Annotated in this window: 16 protein-coding genes; all 16 read left to right on the top strand. The window is 38.8% G+C overall.

Features of this window, described 5'->3' with window-relative positions:
- The 16 genes from M2470_RS10775 to M2470_RS10700 all read left to right on the top strand — a co-directional run bounded on the left by M2470_RS10775 (position 1) and on the right by M2470_RS10700 (position 16,505).
- Positions 1-351 (top strand): hypothetical protein, encoded by a 351-nt coding sequence (locus M2470_RS10775; protein ID WP_129733356.1) that lies wholly within the window; start codon positions 1-3, stop codon positions 349-351.
- Between the two features lie 114 nt (positions 352-465).
- Positions 466-897 (top strand): DUF6769 family protein, encoded by a 432-nt coding sequence (locus tag M2470_RS10770; protein WP_129733355.1) that lies wholly within the window; start codon positions 466-468, stop codon positions 895-897.
- Between the two features lie 116 nt (positions 898-1,013).
- A complete protein-coding gene (locus M2470_RS10765) occupies positions 1,014-1,808 on the top strand; it encodes a phosphatase PAP2 family protein (RefSeq protein ID WP_129733354.1) in 795 nt (264 codons plus the stop codon).
- Positions 1,809-1,820: 12 nt separating this feature from the next.
- Positions 1,821-2,552 (top strand): glycosyltransferase family 2 protein, encoded by a 732-nt coding sequence (locus tag M2470_RS10760; RefSeq protein ID WP_129733353.1) that lies wholly within the window; start codon positions 1,821-1,823, stop codon positions 2,550-2,552.
- A 13-nt stretch (positions 2,553-2,565) separates the two neighbouring features.
- The gene (locus M2470_RS10755) at positions 2,566-3,213 is read left to right on the top strand and encodes a lipid-A-disaccharide synthase N-terminal domain-containing protein (protein ID WP_129733352.1); all 648 of its coding nucleotides are present in this window, start codon (positions 2,566-2,568) and stop codon (positions 3,211-3,213) included.
- Positions 3,210-4,232, top strand: coding sequence for an NAD-dependent epimerase/dehydratase family protein (locus M2470_RS10750; protein WP_129733351.1), 1,023 nt, complete (start codon positions 3,210-3,212; stop codon positions 4,230-4,232). Before M2470_RS10755 ends, M2470_RS10750 begins: the two co-directional genes overlap by 4 nt.
- 23 nt (positions 4,233-4,255) lie before the next feature.
- Positions 4,256-5,824, top strand: coding sequence for a glycosyltransferase family 39 protein (locus M2470_RS10745; RefSeq protein WP_129733350.1), 1,569 nt, complete (start codon positions 4,256-4,258; stop codon positions 5,822-5,824).
- A gap of 104 nt (positions 5,825-5,928) precedes the next feature.
- Positions 5,929-6,540 carry a hypothetical protein gene (locus M2470_RS10740; RefSeq protein WP_129733349.1) on the top strand — a complete coding sequence of 204 codons (612 nt, stop codon included), beginning with the start codon at positions 5,929-5,931 and terminating at the stop codon, positions 6,538-6,540.
- A gap of 101 nt (positions 6,541-6,641) precedes the next feature.
- Positions 6,642-7,064: a transcriptional repressor gene (locus M2470_RS10735; protein ID WP_129733348.1), complete on the top strand. Its 423-nt coding sequence runs from the start codon at positions 6,642-6,644 to the stop codon at positions 7,062-7,064.
- Positions 7,065-7,068: 4 nt separating this feature from the next.
- Positions 7,069-7,548, top strand: coding sequence for a DUF6769 family protein (locus M2470_RS10730; RefSeq protein ID WP_163176182.1), 480 nt, complete (start codon positions 7,069-7,071; stop codon positions 7,546-7,548).
- Between the two features lie 165 nt (positions 7,549-7,713).
- Complete coding sequence (locus tag M2470_RS10725; RefSeq protein ID WP_129733346.1) at positions 7,714-9,039, top strand: efflux RND transporter periplasmic adaptor subunit; 1,326 nt, start codon at positions 7,714-7,716, stop codon at positions 9,037-9,039.
- Positions 9,040-9,059: 20 nt separating this feature from the next.
- Entirely contained in the window at positions 9,060-12,203 is a 3,144-nt protein-coding gene (locus tag M2470_RS10720; protein WP_129733345.1) for an efflux RND transporter permease subunit, read from the top strand.
- Entirely contained in the window at positions 12,200-13,378 is a 1,179-nt protein-coding gene (locus tag M2470_RS10715) for a TolC family protein (RefSeq protein ID WP_129733344.1), read from the top strand. The genes M2470_RS10720 and M2470_RS10715 overlap by 4 nt, the downstream gene beginning before the upstream one ends.
- Positions 13,379-13,389: 11 nt before the next feature.
- Positions 13,390-13,662 carry a hypothetical protein gene (locus M2470_RS10710; RefSeq protein ID WP_129733343.1) on the top strand — a complete coding sequence of 91 codons (273 nt, stop codon included), beginning with the start codon at positions 13,390-13,392 and terminating at the stop codon, positions 13,660-13,662.
- Positions 13,663-13,725: 63 nt separating this feature from the next.
- Entirely contained in the window at positions 13,726-15,618 is a 1,893-nt protein-coding gene (locus tag M2470_RS10705; RefSeq protein WP_229058570.1) for a heavy metal translocating P-type ATPase, read from the top strand.
- Between the two features lie 38 nt (positions 15,619-15,656).
- Positions 15,657-16,505, top strand: coding sequence for an RteC domain-containing protein (locus M2470_RS10700; protein WP_163176180.1), 849 nt, complete (start codon positions 15,657-15,659; stop codon positions 16,503-16,505).
- Positions 16,506-16,722: the final 217 nt, after the last annotated feature.

Raw genomic sequence — 16,722 nt, 5'->3', positions numbered from 1 at the left:
ATGAAAAAGTTATTTTATTCGTTGGCAGTAGTTTTATTTGCAGTAACATTCGTTGCTTGCAGTAATGACGACCATGAAGATTTTGGGACATCAGCAAAACAAGATATTGAAGCCAGAGCTGCGGCTTTAGGATTTGATGATGTTGCAGCTTACCAAGCAAGTGTAGCAGAGCAATGTTCAGCGGGAAATCATGAAAATTGTGATATTTATAACGATGGCACTCACGAAGCCTGCGCATATTCCGACCATTCAGGGAAAAACCATGACGGCACCCATCACAATGGAACCGATCATGGAACACATGACAAAGATGGTCATTCACACGGTTCGCATGATGGTAAACACCATTAATAACCTTTATGTACGATGGGATTCAATAAAGGGGAAACAATTTCTTTATTGAATCCCTTTTTTAAAACACATTGCCTATAATAAAATTATCTAACCACAGTTAAGATATTAAGTTTGAAAAATAAATGTTCCATATCCGCTATTGTACTCTCAACCATACTATTTTTGGTTTTTGCAGTTATTCCACATCATCATCATGGTGGGAAAGCCTGCATTGTTATCGAGTTGTGTGAGTTGGATAATGCAATAAACGATGAACATACACATCACAGCGATACGGATAGTGAGCAAAATCACGATGAAACCTGTATTGCTAAATCAAAATTCATCATTCCTACATCTGTTGATGAAACAAAACTAAAAGTATCAGATAATCAAAATGATACTGTTTTATTTCCTATCTTTTTCCTTGTTGGAAATTTATTTAATTATAGTTTAGATAGTTCATTTATCGAATCTGATTACGGTGAGTATATACTAAGCTATAAATCCGCAGCAGCAAATCAATTTCATGGTTTGCGGGCACCTCCTTTCACCTTTTCATAACAGAAAGACTAAATTATAGTCTTTATCCTTTGTGCTTGTAATCTATCTTCCGGTAGATACTAAGCCACCGCTATATCTAATTTTCCGAACAATCCCAAAAAAATAATATAAATAAGATGTTTTTAAAATTGACAAAAGCATTGTGTACCATTGTGTTATTACTTTCGGTTTCACTCCCAAATGCTTATACCCAAACAAATAATAACACGCTTTCTGAAAGCGATAGTATTCAGGTAAATGACTATAAATTCTCATATAAACAATTAATAATACCTGCATCCCTGATGTTGTACGGAACAATAGAAGCAACATTAGCGCCCAAAAATCGCCTATTAAACTATGCCATAGGGCATGAAGTAATAACACACAAACCTGAAAAGTTTCAGATTGATGATATAACGCAATATGTACCTGCGGCGAGTGTATATGCTTTAAACTTAGTCGGGATAAAAGGCAAACACAATTTCAAAGACAGGACGATTATTTTAGGAATGGCAAGCCTGTTCACGGCGGCTTCAGTGAATGGTTTAAAATATACGGCACGAGTTGAAAGACCAGATAAATCCGCAAAAAATTCTTTTCCGTCAGGGCATACGGCAATCGCTTTTATGGGTGCTGAATTTCTTTGGCAAGAATATAAAGATGTTTCAATCTGGTATGGAATAGCGGGATATACTATCGCTGCGGGAACCGGAGCATTCCGCATATACAATAATAAGCACTGGGTAGGCGACGTCGCATTCGGTGCCGGGCTTGGCATATTAAGTACAAAACTTGCCTATTGGCTCTATCCTACTGTTGAAAAGAAAATATTTAAAGGTGGTCAGGAGAAAAAGAACAAACGAAATCTTGCTTTTTACCCCTATTACACAGGTCAGCAGGGTGGTTTATCGCTTTCAATGCAATTTTAAAATATAAATGATATGAACTCTACAAAAGATTATGATTTAACCATAATAGTTCCTGTTTATAATGAAGAAGAAAATATAAACAAACTTGAAAAGGAACTATCTGAATATGTATGTTCTTCATCAGTAAAAACCTGCATACTATTCGTTGATGATGGATCGAAAGACCAAAGCAAAACATTGATACAGGAAGTGTGTCAGCGAAACCGTCATCTTTTTTATATAAGTTTTGCTCGAAATTGCGGATTAAGCGCAGCTATAAAAGCAGGGATAGATATAGCCCAGTCGTCATTTGTCGGATATATAGATGCTGATTTACAAACAGCGCCTAAAGATTTTGAACTTTTATTGCCATATAGAAATGAATATGAAATGGTAATGGGTATCCGTACAGGACGCAAAGATAGTTTAGGAAAAAAACTATCGTCGAAAATAGCCAATAGTTTTCGCCGCATGATGACTAATGACGGCATAGAAGATACGGGGTGTCCACTAAAAATTATTCATACCGAATACGCTAAACGCATTCCGATGTTTACGGGGATGCACCGTTTCCTACCTGCTCTCCTTCAGTTACAACATGGCAGGGTAAAGCAGGTTCCTGTTAGGCATTTTGAACGTACCGCAGGTCAATCAAAATTTCATTTATGGAACAGGTTGGTTAGTCCTTTTATGGATTGCTTTGCTTTCCGATGGATGAAGAAACGGTACATAAACTATACTATTGAAAAAGAAGGTATTAATTAAGCCATAGCAAAAAGTGAATAACGACATTTGGTATTTTGTTTTAGGTTTTTTAGCACAGGGGTTATTTTCTGCCAGAATGCTTATTCAGTGGATTTTATCGGAAAAGGCTAAAAAAGTTGTATCTCCGACTATCTATTGGCAGTTAAGTTTATTAGCTTCTATATTATTTTCTATATATGGGTGGCTAAGGGGAGATTTTGTAATAATTCTCGGACAACTATTCTCCTATTATATCTATATATGGAATTTGAATAGTAAAAACAACTGGAAAAAAATCCATTTAGCTATAAGAACAGTAATTCTCTTAATACCTGCTGCCGCACTTTGCTATGTGCTATATAACAATGAAGTAAGCATTGACAGGTTATTTTCAAATATATCGTTATGGTTACTTCTATTTGGTTCCGCAGGTCAGATAATTTTCACTTTCCGCTTTGTTTATCAATGGTGGCATTCAAGATTGAGAGGTGAATCTGTCCTTCCCTTAAACTTTTGGCTGTTGAGTATAATAGGTTCTCTGATAACTATTGCATACGCAATATTCAGAGAAGATCCGGTATTGCTTATTGGTCAAAGTTTTGGTTTTATCACATATTCCAGAAATGTGTGGTTGATTATAAAAAACTGTAATGAGGATGAATCTAAAAAAGAGATTAAATGAAAATATTAGTTACAGGCAGTGCAGGATTTATCGGATTTCACTTGGTAAAAGCATTGGTTGAAAATAAAGAGAATTTCGTTGTGGGAATAGATAATATAAATGACTATTACGATGTAAACCTAAAATATGGCAGGTTGTCTGAATGTGGAATAGGAAAAGAGGATATAACAGAAAATGAAGTAGTCCATAGTTCATTTTATTGCAATTATGATTTTGGAAAGATTGATCTTACGGACTTTATACAATTAGGTGTTCTTTTTAAGAAGTATCAATTTGATTATGTTATCAATCTGGCAGCACAAGCGGGGGTTCGGTATTCTTTAGAAAATCCCCATGCTTATATCAACTCTAACATTCTTGGCTTTGTAAATATCTTAGAGTGTTGCAGGCATAATAATATCAAGCATCTTATATATGCTTCCAGTTCTTCGGTTTATGGATTGAACAATAAAATTCCTTTTAAGGAATCTGCCACAGTTGATAATCCTGCCAGTTTTTATGCTGCAACAAAAAAAAGTAATGAACTGATGGCTCATTCTTATAGTCATTTGTTCAATTTGCCCTCCACAGGAATAAGACTTTTTACTGTATATGGAGCATGGGGAAGACCTGATATGGCTCCGATGATTTTCGCAAGATCTATTCGGGAGGGCAGAACAATCAAGGTTTTTAATAATGGGGATATGCTTAGAGATTTCACCTATATAGATGATGTTATAAAAAGCATCGTCTTACTCTTGGATAAAACTCCGGATAAAAATTCAGATTCCGCTTTCTATCAGATTTTTAATATCGGCAATTCAAAGCCAGTTAATTTACTCCAGTTTATAGAAGCGATTGAATATGAAATGCAAAAAGACGCTCATTTGGAAATGTACCCTTTTCAATCCGGTGATGTAAAGGAAACCTATGCTGATATAAGCAAATTGACCAGATACATTCATTATAAGCCCAAAACAGTATTACCGGAAGGAATAAAATCATTTATTGAGTGGTTTAACTCAATGGAAAATCAATAGGTGTTAATCCTTAATTATTAACTATGACATTAAAACGATTATTTACGATTGACCACATCTACTATATTCTTGTTTTTGCATTAATGTTCCCATTAATCCTACTCCGGGATTATACGCCTGCAAACGAACTTAGATATTTGAATATAGTTGATGATGCCTTAAAAACAGGGAATTTTTTCTCATTTTATAATCATGGTGAAATATATGCCGATAAACCGCCTTTATATTTCTGGATTATAATGCTCGGAAAAAAGATATTCGGAAGTCATCAAATATGGTTCTTGTCGCTATTCTCATTACTACCCGCTTTTGTCATTCAGTTTACGATGGACAGGTGGACACGAGCTGAACTTCCAAACGAATATCAATCCAGTGCAAAACTATTATTGTTCACAAGCGCTCTATTTATGGGTGGAGCCATTATTCTAAGAATGGATATGTTAATGTCTATGTTTATAACATTGGCATTATATGTTTTTTATAGAATGTATTCAGGCAGAGAGAGAAAATATGATAAGTATTTGCTTCCTCTTTGTATTTTCCTCGCAATATTCAGTAAAGGGCCAATCGGAATAATTATTCCGGTAGTCTCTATACTGACATTTCTAACTATAAAAGGGAAAATTAAGGATAGTGGAAAATATTTAGGGTTTAGAACTTGGGGAATACTCTTATTGCTTTGTTCTGTTTGGTTCAGCTTAGTGTGGGTTGAAGCGGGAAATAGTTATTTGAACGATTTACTCTTTAATCAGACATTCAACCGTGCTGTTAGCTCATTCCATCATAAGGAGCCGTTCTATTATTATTTTCAGGTATTTTGGTATTCCTTCGCTCCTTGGTCAATTTTATTCTTTGCCCTTATCCTGTTAGGGATTAAAAATAAGCTGATAAAAACAGATATAGATAAATTGTTTTTGACTGTTGTTTTAACGTCATTTCTTGTCTTATCTATTGTAAGTGCAAAGATTGAAATTTATATGTTGCCTGTATTTCCTTTTGTGGCTTATCTGTCAGTTATTATATTGATGAGATTAAAGAATAAGAAATGGATTGTATATTTTATGATAGCGTTATCTCTCATAGCAATAATGGCTTTGCCGTTGTTTTTATTGAGTAAAAATGATATTACATTTTCTTGGTTGAATGAAATTCACACTTCCATAATATGGGGATTAATTTCACTTGCTCTATTTGGATTCCTTTCTTTATATTTTCTGATTTTCCGAAAGAATATAATTCGTTCGATTAACAGCATATCAATAGGGATTTTAACCGTGATATTTATTGTATCCTTTGAAATGCCTTTTCTGAACAGCTATGTCGGTTATGAAAATATGTGTAAGAGTGGGATTGAGTTATCAGAAAATTCAAAACAATACATTGTTTATGGAATCCGCCGTCCAGAGAATATGAAAGTATATTTAGGAGAGAGTGTTATCATAGCTGAAAAGGATGATATTATGTCCGATATTTATGGCGGTTCAATACTTTTTATTTCTGATAGAGCATTGAGAAAAGATTTTTCATTACGGGAGTATATTGAGAAAAAGCCCTCTACAAAAATAGGAGATAATCTTGTGGTAAAATTATGAGAAGTGTCTTTCTCCGTTCAAGTTAAAAATTATTTTATTTTTTGGTAGGGTATAATTACTCTTATGCGGTATATTAACATATAACATTTTAACAATAAAGGAATATGAAAAGAGTATTTTATTCATTAGCGGTTCTCGCATCGGTTATCACATTCGTTTCTTGTAGCCAGGATGATGATAGCAACTTTGGAGATATAGATCAAAGTTTGGAGCTTCGTGCATCTACACTCGGTTTTTCAAATGGCGATATCTACAAAAGCAGCGTGCTGAATCAGTGTGCTGCCGGAAATCACGAAAACTGCGATATACTTGCAGACGGAACACATCAGGTTTGTACAAATTCCCAACATTCAGGAATTAAACATGACGGTACCCATCACAATGGCACAGGCACAGGACATGGAGGAAATAACCATGATTCCAATACCTGCATGGATGTAAGCCACAATCATAACAACACACAAAACCACGATGTGAATACTTGTACTGATGCAAACCATAATCACAATAACGGACAAAACCATGATGTGAATACTTGTACAGATACAAGCCATAATCACAATGGAGAACAAAACCATGATGTGAACACTTGCACTGATGCAAGTCATAATCACAATGGGGAACAAAATCATGATGTGAATACCTGTACTGATAAGAGCCACAATCACAATGGAAGTGCCGATGGCTCTCATAATAAGGGCAACCATCATAATTAAGATATTATATGCAAAAAGGATGTGCAGTGATTTTAAAATCAGCATCATTTGACACATCCTTTTTGTTATAGAATAAATAACATAAATAATCTTTGAAATACGTGGACGATTTTATCATAAAATTATTAGAAGGAAAAGGCATAAAGCCCACATCTACACGGATTTTAGTATGGGATACAATGCTAAAGTTCACCGAAGCATTCAGTTTAGGGGACTTAGAGAAAAAATTATTGAGCATTGATAAATCGACTATTTCTCGTATAATTCACCTCTTTAATGATAATGGGCTGATTCATAAATTTGACGACGGATCAGGTTCGGTTAAATATTCGGTTTGTCAGGAGGATTGCGGTTGTAGTGAAGGTGATTATCATTTACACTTTTACTGTAACTACTGTAAAAAGGCATTTTGTTTGGAAAACGTGCCTGTTCCTCAAATAGAACTACCGGGAAATATGGAATTGGAGAGCGTTAATTTCGTAATTAAAGGCTATTGCGGAAAATGTGATAAGATTGCAACTTAGTTGCATGACTTTTTATTTTATCTTTGCACAGGTAAAAAAAGATTTAGTGAAACGAATTATTTCCATATCGTTTGTTGCATTGTCAAGTTTAGTATTACTGATACTTGCAATAGTACCACATCATCATCATGAGGGATTGGTGTGTATTGTTATGGAGATATGCGAACAGGATAATCAGGTAAACGATGAACATACAGACCATCGTGAGTTACCTAATGACAGTGACCATGAACAATCTTGTATTGCTGAATCTAAATATACTTCACCCAAAACGACAAATGAAACTAAGTGCAAGGTTTCTTCTTGTCAAAACCATGATCTTACACATTTATTCCCGATATTCTTTTTAGCTGCGGATTTCTTAATCTACGATTCGGGAGAATCAACCTCCGACTTTGAGTACGGAGAATTTATTTCATTCTATAAATCCGCAGAAGCAAACCAATTTCACGGTTTACGCGCCCCTCCTTCCATAATTTCCTGATGTTTTGACTTACAGGCTGTAAGTCATGCTGCTTTGTGCATTTGGATATGTTCAAGGCATAGGGTATTGGTATATACATATCAACCCATAAAAATCAATATTTCTCACGAGAAGCAAAGCAAATATCAGGATATGCTTTACTTCCCCCAATAATTAAAAAATAAAATGAAAACGTACATAATAGGATTATTCGTTGTTATCGCAATATTATTAACCGGATGCAATTCCGGTCAGGGAAAAAACAATCAAAAATCAAGTGATAAACATGAGCATGTTGATGGTGATGGACATGACCATTCTAATGAGAAAGAGCATGAACACTCCGAAGGTGATGGACATGACCATTCAAACGATAAAGAACATAAACATACTGACGGCGATGGGCATGACCACGCTAACGAGAAAGATCATAAGCACTCCGAGGGCGACGGACATGACCACGGAGCAGAAGCAATGGAAGACAGCCATTCGGATGAAATACTTTTCACCAAACAGCAAGCGCAACTTGTTGGATTGAAGACAGAAACCGTTGCTCTTGGTAGTTTCTACAATTCCATTAAAACCAGTGGACAGATACAAGCCTCGCAGGGTGATGAAGCTGTTATTGCAGCTACTTCCAACGGTATTGTATCTTTCACCAATCCGTCCATAACAGACGGTACAGCCGTACAAGCCGGACAATCCATTGTAACTATTTCAGCAAAGAAACTGTTGGAAGGCGATCCGTCCGTAAAAGCGCGGATTGAATACGAAACTGCACAGAAAGAGTTCCAACGTGCCGAATCATTGGTAAAAGACCAGATTATTTCCGCTAAGGACTTTGAACAGGCTCGTTTGCGTTATGAAACAGCGAAAACAGTATATCAGGCACAGGCAGGCAATATGACAGCCACCGGGGTAAGCGTTACAGCTCCCATTGCCGGATATATTAAGAACAGGCTTGTTGCACAGGGGGAATACGTTTCAGTAGGTCAGCCCATTGCAACTGTATCGCAGAATAGGCGTTTGCAGCTACGAGCCGAAGTATCAGAGAACAATTTCAAGATACTTAAAAGCATCAGTAGTGCTAACTTTAAGCCTGCCTATGACAATCAGGTATATAAACTTTCGGAACTTAACGGCCGGCTTTTATCTTTCGGTAAAGCATCCACTGACCAATCTTTCTATATTCCTGTTACATTCGAGTTTGATAACGTGGGCGATATTATTCCCGGAGCATATACCGAAGTATATCTGCTTTCGACCTTACAGGATAATGTAATATCCGTTCCCGTTTCTGCTATTACCGAAGAACAGGGACTTAACTTCGTGTATCTGCAAATAGGCGACGAAGAATATAAGAAACAGGAAGTAACCCTCGGACAGAATAACGGCGAAAGAGTGCAGATCCTTTCAGGTCTTCAACGCGGAGCCAAAGTAGTTACCAAAGGAGTATATCAGGTGAAACTGGCAGCAACTTCTTCAGTAATGCCCGAAGGACATAGTCACTAACCATTAAAACACGAATCAGTATGTTGAACAAGATAATAAAATTCTCGCTGAACAACCGTGTCGTTGTTTTAGTGGCATCCCTGCTGCTTATGCTGGCAGGAACCTATACAGCCGTCAATATGGAAGTCGATGTATTTCCCGACCTCAATGCACCCACCGTTGTGGTGATGACAGAGGCACGAGGTATGGCTCCCGAAGAAGTCGAACGGCTCGTTACTTTCCCTGTCGAAACCGCCCTGAACGGTGCTACTGATGTACGCCGTGTGCGTTCATCCTCTACCACAGGCTTTTCTATCGTATGGGTAGAATTTAACTGGGGAACGGACATCTACCGTGCCCGTCAGATTGTATCCGAAAAGTTAGCCGTTGTCAATGACCAGTTGCCGTCTAACGTTGGTAATCCGACGTTGGGGCCGCAATCGTCCATACTGGGTGAGCTTATGATTATCGGAGTAACCGCCGATTCAACCTCATTACAGGATTTGCGGACATTATCTGACTGGACTATCCGCCCCCGTTTATTATCAACAGGTGGAGTGGCACAGGTAACCGTTCTCGGTGGTGAAATCAAGGAATACCAGATATTGCTCGATCCCGGAAAGATGAAACATTACAACATCGGACTCAATGAAGTAATCGACGTCGTTACCGAAATGAACCAGAACGCCGCAGGTGGTGTATTGTATGAATACGGAAACGAATTTATCATCCGTGGCGTGCTTTCAACAAATAAAATACCATCATTGGGAAAAGCTGTTATCAAAACAGTAAACAATGTTCCTATCCTGATAGAAAACATTGCTGAAGTAAAAATAGGAGATAAAGCACCTAAACTGGGTATGGCATCCAACGACGGCAAAGCTGCCGTATTGATAACTGTTACCAAGCAACCGGCTACAAGTACGCTCGAATTGACAGACAAACTTGACGCTTCGCTTGCCGATTTACAGAAACAGCTTCCGGCAGATGTGAAGATAACAACCGACATCTTTCGTCAGGCACGTTTTATAGACAACTCCATCAATAACGTACAGAAATCATTGTACGAAGGGGGTATCTTCGTGGTTATCGTTTTCGTTATCTTCCTGATGAACGCACGTACAACCATTATATCACTTGTAACGATACCGTTGTCATTAGTCTTTGCAATACTCTCCTTAAAATTCATGGGGCTTACTATTAATACCATGAGCCTCGGAGGTATGGCTATTGCTATTGGCTCGCTTGTGGATGATGCCATTGTCGATGTAGAAAATGTGTTCAAGCGATTGCGGGAGAACAGGCAGAAACCAAAGGAACTGCAAAAAACCGTACTCAACGTCGTGTTCGATGCTTCCAAAGAAGTGCGTATGCCAATTCTATACTCCACATTTATCATCATCGCCAGCTTCGTTCCCTTGTTCTTCCTTTCTGGAATGGAAGGTCGTATGCTTGCACCGTTAGGAGTAGCCTTTATTATGGCATTGATAGCTTCTACCGTAGTAGCCTTAACCCTTACTCCAGTATTGTGTAGCTACCTGTTGGGTAAACCACGAAAAGATGATAAACCGGAACGTGAACCGTATATAGTAAGGAAACTGAAAATCGTTTACGAGGTAGCCCTTAAATGGACACTCAAATACAAGAAATGGGTACTTGGCGGAACAGGTGTTGTTTTAGTGATTGCCGTTATCATTTTCTTCTCATTAGGTCGTAGCTTCCTGCCGCCATTCAATGAGGGTTCATTTACCGTAAGCATCAGTAGTATGCCCGGTATATCGCTTGAAGAATCCGACAAGATGGGGCGTATAGCAGAAGATATCTTGCTTTCCATACCCGAAGTTCAAACCGTAGGACGGAAAACAGGACGTGCCGAACTCGATGAACACGCACTCGGTGTAAACGTATCGGAAATCGAAGCACCGTTCATCCTCGATAAACGTTCCAAAGATGAAGTGCTTGCCGAAATACGCGAAAAGATAAAAGTGTTGCCGGGAGTGAATATAGAAATAGGCGCACCCATTTCGCACCGTATCGACGCTATGTTATCCGGTACACGTGCCAACATCGCTATCAAGTTGTTCGGAACAGACCTCAATAAAATGTTCTCCATCGGTAACCAAATAAAAGCAAACATTCAGGACATTGAAGGTATTGCCGATCTGAACGTAGAACAACAAGTGGAACGTCCGCAGTTGAAGATAGAACCCAAAAGGGAAGTAATGGCGAAATACGGCATAACCTTACCCGACTTTGCGAAGATTGTAAACGTCATGCTCGCAGGTGAAGTCGTTTCACAGGTGTACGAAGAAAACCGCTCGTTCGACCTTACCCTAAAAGTAAACGACGATAGCCGTGAAACAGCCGAAAGGATAAAGAACCTTATTGTTGATGCCAACGGACGTAAAATTCCATTGAGTAATATAGCCGAAATAACATCGTCCACAGGCCCCAACACCATCAATAGGGAAAACGTTGCCCGTAAGATTGTAATATCGGCTAACGTTGCCGGACGTGACCTGCGCGGAGTAGTAAATGACATTCAGGACATCGTAAACGAAAAGATAGAACTGCCCGAAGGTTATCATATTGAGTACGGCGGACAGTTTGAGAGCGAACAGGCAGCATCACGCACCCTGCTTATTACCTCAATCTTCTCCATTCTTGCTATTTTCATGCTTCTGTTTGCGCAGTTTAAGAGCATAAACCAGTCCGTTGTTATCCTGCTTAACCTGCCGCTTGCCCTTATCGGCGGAGTGTTTGCCATTTTCTTTACTAACGGCGTTCTGAGCATACCGGCTATTATCGGGTTTATCTCCCTGTTCGGTATCGCTACACGTAACGGTATGTTGCTTATCTCACGATACAACGACCTTGTGGCAGAGGGGTATAGCAAACTTGATGCGGTAATGACCGGCTCGTTAGACCGTCTAAACCCCATCTTGATGACCGCATTAACCTCCGGTCTTGCACTGATACCGCTTGCATTGGGTGGTGATTTGCCGGGTAACGAAATACAAAGTCCGATGGCAAAGGTTATCCTGGGCGGATTGCTCACATCGACTTTGCTCAACGGCTTTATTATTCCTATCATGTACTTAATTACAAACAGGAAAGTAGTTGAAACCGAAATTCTGGACAACGAGGAACCTGAAGTAAACAACACTAAATTAGAATTAGAATGAGAACAATCATAATAACCATGTTGGTACTCTTCGCAGGCATAACGCTCAATGCGCAGAATAATATCAACCCTGTATTGTCTTCGATAGAAGAGAACAATACAACCCTGAAAGCCCTCCGCGAACAAGTTGAAGCGGATAAGCTGCAAAACAAAACGGGCATCTTCCTTGATGATCCGGAAGTGGGCTTCAATTATCTCTGGGGTAACCCTTCAAATATAGGTAATCGTACCGATTTTAGCGTATCGCAGACATTCGACATTCCCACCATTACGGGAATGAAAAGTCGGTTAGCAAACGGTAGAAACAACCTTGTGGAATGGCAGTACAAAGCCGACCGTATGAATATATTGCTCGAAGCAAAACAATACTGCATTGAACTGATATATTACAATTCCCTGCTTAAAGAACTTTATTTGCGTCTGGAACATGCAGAAACCATTGCCAAAGGTTATAAAGACCGTATGGACAGGGGCGACGTAAGTATCTTGGAGTACAACAAAGTAAACCTGAACCTTTCTACCATACAAGGAGAAATATCGCGCATGGAAGTAGAACGTGATGCACTCCTTGCCCAGTTGAAAAGGCTGAACGGCGGTATCGACGTAGTCTTTAATGATGCAGACTACGGCAGCCGTGAGCTTCCGTTGAACTTTAACGACTGGTATGTACAAGCCGAAGATAAAAACCCGGTGTTGGCATACGTGCGTAACGAAATCGAAGTAAGCCAGAAACAGGTATCACTAAGCAAAGCGATGAACCTGCCTAAGTTTACCGCCGGATACATGAGTGAAAAAGTAGTCGGACAACGGTATCAGGGTGTGTCGCTTGGTATATCCATACCGCTATGGTCGAATAAAAATCAGGTGAAACAGGCAAAGGCATCTGTTGCTGCTGCCCAAAGCCGCGAAGCCGATACCAAGCAACAGTTTTTCAGCCAACTGCAAATACAGTATTCCAAAGCAATGGGACTGAAAACTACTGCCGACAAATATCGTAAATCGCTGGCAAACGTAAATAATACCATCCTGTTGAAAAAAGCACTTGATGCGGGTGAAATATCCTTGCTTGATTACATGGTTGAAATGGGATTGTACTACGACAACGTAAACCAGACGCTTGCAGCCGAAAGGGATTATCAACTGGCATTTGCCGAACTTGCAGCCGTAGAACTCTAAAAAATGATGTCATGAAAAGACAGCAAAAGAAAAAAAAGAGTAAGGTCATTGCAAAGAAAAAAATGATTAGTTCAAGAGCAAAAAAATGGATTGTAGCGTTAAGTATAACCATTGGGATTACATTAGGTTTTTTGTTATGGTATTATGTAACCAGATGTCCCCATCATCATTGTTTCTTTCATAGATGGCCGTTAAAGGAAGTCTTATTCTTTGGGACTTTGTTTACACTATTACCATTTGTGTTTTTGAATGAGGAATTGTATAAAAAGAAGTATAAACGATAAATTAAAATAATTATGGGAAATTGCAATGATGGGGCTTGTGTTATAGACAAGACCAAACAGGAAATGGATACCTCACAGAAAAGAGGTTACATCCGGGCGGCTATCTCCTTTGTGATGCTGATTGCAGGCATCATCTTTTCCGCTGTCGGGCTTTCGTTCTTTGCCGATAAGTGGGTACAACTCGCATGGTATATCATCGCTTATATTCCGGTAGGCTTACCGGTGATAAAAGAAGCATGGGAAGCCATTCGCCAGAAAGACGTATTCAGCGAGTTTACATTGATGAGTATAGCTACCATCGGGGCGTTCTTTATCGGAGAATACCCCGAAGGCGTTGCAGTAATGCTGTTCTATGCCGTAGGCGAACTCTTTCAGGATGCAGCGGTAAACCGTGCAAAAAGGAGCATTAGTGCATTACTTGATGTCCGACCAGAAACAGCGACAGTTATTAAGATGGATAAAACTGAAATAATGTCGCCGGAGAATGTAAATGTAGGTGATATTGTGGAAGTCAAGGTAGGCGAAAGAGTGCCTCTTGACGGAATTTTACTGAATGAATCGGCATCTTTTAATACTTCGGCATTAACTGGAGAGAGTGTTCCCAGAACGATACGGAAAAATGAGGACGTATTTGCAGGTATGATACTTACCGACAATGTTTCAAGAATTGAAGTAACGAAACCATTTGGTATGAGTGCTTTGGCTCGTATTCTTGACCTTGTTCAGAACGCCACAGAAAAAAAGGCACCCGCAGAACAGTTCATACGCAAATTTGCCCGCATCTATACTCCGATAGTGGTGGCACTGGCTGCGCTTATAGTGTTATTACCACTGGCATACTCTGCTATTAATCCGGCATTCAATTTTGTGTTGTACGACTGGGTTTATCGTGGATTGGTATTCCTCGTTATTTCCTGCCCGTGTGCTTTGGTTATCAGCATACCGTTGGGCTACTTTGGTGGTATCGGGGCGGCAAGCCGTAAAGGAATACTATTTAAAGGAAGCAACTATTTGGAAGCCATTACCAAAGTAAATACGGTGGTGATGGATAAAACCGGAACACTGACACAGGGAGTTTTCAAGGTACAAAAGATTGTTCCGGCAGATTTTCTGCTCGAAACAGACCTTGTGAATTTAGTGGCTTCGGTTGAAACGCAAAGTACGCATCCCATAGCGAAAGCTATTGTGGAATATGCAAAAGAGCAGAATATCGAAGTAATTAAGCCGGAGATTGTGAATGAAATCGCAGGGCACGGCTTACAGGCTTCTATCAATGGTAAAATAGTTCTTGTGGGTAATCCTAAATTATTGATAAAAAACAATGTAGAGTTCCCGCCGGAAATAGCGACTATACCCGAAACGATTGTTGTTTGCGCTATCAATGGCATCTATTCCGGATATATTCTGGTAGCCGATGCTCCGAAAGAGGATGCAGCTACAGCCGTGAACGCTTTGCGTGAGTTAGGAATTAAGAATATTGTAATGCTGTCAGGAGATAAACAGGCCATCGTTTCGCAGCTTGCCACAGAGTTGAACGTTACGCAAGCGCATGGCGATCTGCTGCCCGAAGGAAAGGTTGAGTATGTAGAGCAGTTGAAGTCCGATCCGGGTAATAACATTGCTTTTGTAGGCGATGGGATAAACGATGCGCCTGTTCTTGCCATGAGCGACGTAGGCATTGCAATGGGTGGACTGGGTAGCGACGTTGCCATAGAAACGGCAGACGTTATTATTCAGACAGACCAACCGAGCCGGATAGCAACGGCTATAACAATAGGCAAAGCTACACGCCGAATTGTTATACAGAATATAAGTCTGGCTTTTGGTGTAAAGCTCATTGTGTTGATTTTGGGTGCAGGAGGTGTTGCAACCTTATGGGAAGCGGTATTTGCTGATGTTGGGGTATCGTTATTGGCGATATTGAACGCTATTAGGATTTTGAAAATGAAATTTTAATTATGCCCTGTTGGGGTTTGTACCTAAAATATAGCCTTATGAATAAACACGTCAATACTATAATCGAAAAAGTGAATGATCAGCTTGAAGCTATTGAACTGGAAGAAGAAGCCTCTTTAAGAAAAGCTAAAAAAGCAGTTTTGTTGCTAAAAGGAATTATGCAACAGCTAAAGATGAAACTGAACGATTATAAGTTCAAAAGTGATGATGAAGAAATATGTTTTTTTAAAGAGTACAAACCCCAACTTTTCAGCAAATTAATCTATTACTCGGAGATTTATAAGATAGAAACTAATCGACCGACTGGAAGTGATACGGCACAGAAAAATTATATAATAAGGGAATTAGACAGGATAAAAGATTATTTTGATAAAAACTTAGATTTCTACCAGTATTACAGGACAGAGAAGACTCATCTTGACCGTTATTATTTTCTTCGGGTAGAGCCGAATATTGAACTTAATGTAGATTGCTTCTACTTTGAAAGGGATAATAATTTTTCTACCAGTTTTGATTACAAAGTTTCTAAAATATTAGCCAATGAGATGCTCCGTATTTATCTCAATGCTGAATTAAATAAACTGGAAAAACATCCTGAAAACGAAATGGATAACTCTAAATTTCCCCGTATAAAACATACTTGGACAGGAACTAAAACAGAACTTGTCGAACTGATTTATGCTATATATGCAAAAGGAAGCATAAATTATGGAAACATTGATATTAAAGAGTTGATAGATTATTTCTGTAATGTTTTCAATACCGATGCCGGAGAGTTTTACCGCATCTATTTGAATATCAGAAACCGGAAAGAAAGCCGGACTTTATATCTTGATTCATTGCGAGATAGCCTTAACAAAAAAATGGATGATGACGATAACAGGTAAAATGTCAGGTGGTCAATAAAAAAACAGCAGAAGTAATTATAAAAATCAATTCATTATCAATAAGTTATGAGAAAATCAATATAAAGATGATATAAAGTTTATCTTAACGGATTTTCCCTCTTTTAGCCCTGAAAAACTATCATTTTCAGGGCTTTTTTACGTCTTTTTCTTCCAAAAATACCCAATGTAAAGATTCTCACTTTACATTCCTAAAAAA

The sequence above is a fragment of the Parabacteroides sp. PH5-46 genome, assembly GCF_029892785.1.
Lineage (GTDB): Bacteria > Bacteroidota > Bacteroidia > Bacteroidales > Tannerellaceae > DFXE01.
This window is presented reverse-complemented; position numbering and strand designations above follow the sequence as displayed.